General features: G+C 44.0%; 2 protein-coding genes. One reads left to right on the top strand and one right to left on the bottom strand.

All coding sequences use genetic code 11. From position 1 onward, the window contains the following. Window positions 1-56: 56 nt before the first annotated feature. Entirely contained in the window at window positions 57-812 is a 756-nt protein-coding gene (locus tag AB4496_RS07775) for a MipA/OmpV family protein (protein WP_017102808.1), read from the bottom strand. 354 nt (window positions 813-1,166) lie between these two features. On the opposite strand from AB4496_RS07775, the gene AB4496_RS07780 reads away from it, so the two are divergent. Further along, window positions 1,167-3,029 (top strand): PrkA family serine protein kinase (locus tag AB4496_RS07780; RefSeq protein ID WP_372130779.1); only part of this gene is annotated, 1,863 nt, incomplete at its 3' end.

Here is a 3,029-nt window from a genome sequence, read left to right on the forward strand (position 1 = left end):
CTCATCATGAGTAACCCTTTTTTAATATTCATATATAAAGCGATAAGCCAAAGCACCTAGAATACATAAGCGACACCGACGTTAGCGGCCATGTTAATGCCACTTTCAAGTATTGGGCTATTTTCAATATCACCTTCAAGGTTGGTATAACGCACACCGCCGGTTACTCGAACATTTGGCGTCACATGCAGATAACCACCTAAGCCAATAAAGTATTGGCCATCCCAGTCAGCGTCAAATTCATCTAAATTGGTTCTCGCCGCTTCCGATGAACTCACTCCGTACAGGTGATTATTCAAACGCTTACTGTTATACGAGTAACCAATAGATGGTGTAATCGCCCAGCCATTACGACGAATTGGTAGGCGCCATGCCGCTTCTGCATAGATGCCATTGTGCCTAAACCCTAAGTCTGAGCCCGCTGTCGCTTCAAACATACCGACCAATGTAATCACTTGATAGCTTACACCTCCCAACACCGACGCTTTACGCTCATCTAACTTCTGGATATCAGCATTATCAGAGTCACTTGGCTTTAATGTTCTTGGATCATAAACCGCTCTAAACACAATATTCTGTGGTGAACCTGCAGGTAGCAAGCGATAACCCGCACTGAATCCACGCATGAAAAAATGCTCACCTTCATAACCAATCATGGGAATCACCGTACGATTTGACGGCGTCTCTTTATAGACAGCAGGAGAATAAGAAGCGGCAACGCCCAGTGACCACTGCGATATTTTTGCATGCGTTGCTGTCGAAGCCAGTAACGCCACACTGATAGCCACTATTTTTAACCCATTATTCTTCACTATATTTACCTATTTATTGAGCAACTTTGGATAACGCTGCGCATTATATGGTACTTCATTCCAAAAAATCAATAGAGCTCAGTTATACATCTAATACACATAAATCCAGTGTGAGTATTGTTAAGCGACCTAAAATCACAAAACAAACGGTTAGATCCGCTCGAATGTAAAATAATTCGATTCCACACGCCTCAAGTTGCCTATTGCGCTCGCTACGTTTTTCACACGCAAAATTGTAAATAAATACATAATTGTTAAGCAAAATTGTCGAAGCGGGTCTAACCTTAAAATGTAGGGAGAGCCTATTTTTCAATCGCTCGTCAGTTTTGACTGGTTAACAAGGGGAATGTGACTATGAGTATTTTTGACCACTATCAATCACGTTATGAAGCAGCCAAGGAAGAAGAGCTGACATTGCAAGAGTTCTTAGGGCTGTGTAAAGACGATAAAAGTGCTTACGCGAATGCTGCCGAGCGCTTATTACTCGCCATTGGCGAACCGGAGGTCATTGACACTGCTCAAGACCCTCAACTAAGTCGTATTTTCTCGAACCGTGTCATCTCACGCTACAGTGAATTTAAAGATTTCTACGGCATGGAAGACGCGATTGAACAGATTGTTTCTTATCTAAAACATGCAGCGCAAGGTTTAGAAGAACGTAAGCAAATCCTTTATCTACTTGGCCCTGTGGGCGGTGGTAAATCATCCCTTGCTGAAAAACTCAAGGCACTGATGCAAAAGCTACCAATCTATGTGCTGTCTGCCGATGGTGAGCGAAGCCCAGTGAATGATCACCCCTTCTGTCTATTTGACGTAAACGAAGATGGCGATCTTTTGAAACAAGAGTACGGAATAGAGAAACGTTACATACGCTCTATCATGTCACCTTGGGCAGCGAAACGCCTCCATGACTTCGGTGGTGACATCTCCAAATTCAAAGTCATCAAACTGCGCCCTTCTATTCTCGACCAAGTTGCAATTGCGAAGACAGAGCCTGGTGATGAGAACAACCAAGATATCTCGTCTCTGGTTGGTAAAGTCGATATTCGTAAGCTTGAGCACTTCTCTCAAGATGATCCCGATGCCTATAGTTACTCTGGTGCGCTGTGTAAAGCAAACCAAGGTGTTATGGAGTTCGTAGAGATGTTCAAGGCACCAATCAAAGTCTTGCACCCACTTCTAACGGCAACGCAAGAAGGTAACTTCAACGGTACCGAAGGGCTCTCTGCACTGCCATTTGACGGTATGATTCTAGCTCACTCAAACGAATCCGAGTGGCAGACCTTCCGTAACAACAAAAACAACGAAGCCTTTCTCGACCGTGTGTACATTGTAAAAGTCCCTTACTGTCTGCGCGTCTCTGAAGAAGTTAAGATCTATCAAAAACTGCTTGAGCACAGTGAGCTATCCAAAGCCCCTTGTTCGCCAAGCACACTCGATCTGCTATCGCAATTCAGCATCCTATCGAGATTGAAAGAGCCTGAAAACTCTTCTCTATTCTCAAAAATGCGGGTTTACGATGGTGAGACTCTAAAAGACACCGATCCAAAAGCGAAGAGTTACCAAGAGTACCGAGACTACGCAGGTGTTGACGAAGGCATGTCTGGGCTATCAACGCGTTTCGCCTTTAAGATCCTGTCTCGTGTATTTAACTTCGACCAAGCCGAAGTGGCTGCAAACCCGGTTCACTTGTTCTACGTGATTGAACAACAAATCGAACGTGAACAGTTCCCTCAAGAAACCGCTGAGAAGTATCTTGAGTTCTTGAAAGGATACCTAGTACCGCGTTACGTAGAATTCATTGGTAAAGAAATTCAAACCGCTTACCTAGAGTCTTACTCTGAGTACGGACAGAATATCTTCGACCGCTATGTCACCTACGCGGACTTCTGGATTCAAGACCAAGAGTACCGCGATCCAGAAACAGGACAGCTATTTGACCGTGCTTCTCTGAATGGTGAACTAGAAAAAATCGAGAAAACAGCTGGGATCAGTAACCCTAAAGACTTCCGAAATGAGATTGTGAACTTCGTGCTTCGTGCCAAAGCCAACAATAACGGTCAAAACCCAGTTTGGACGAGCTACGAGAAACTGCGCACTGTAATTGAGAAGAAAATGTTCTCTAACACAGAAGAGCTACTTCCTGTTATTTCGTTCAATGCTAAGACCTCAACGGATGATCAGAAAAAACACGACGACTTCGTTGCTCGTATGATG

It is taken from the genome of Vibrio sp. 10N.222.46.A1 (assembly GCF_041473595.1).
GTDB classification, from domain to species: domain Bacteria; phylum Pseudomonadota; class Gammaproteobacteria; order Enterobacterales; family Vibrionaceae; genus Vibrio; species Vibrio tasmaniensis_A.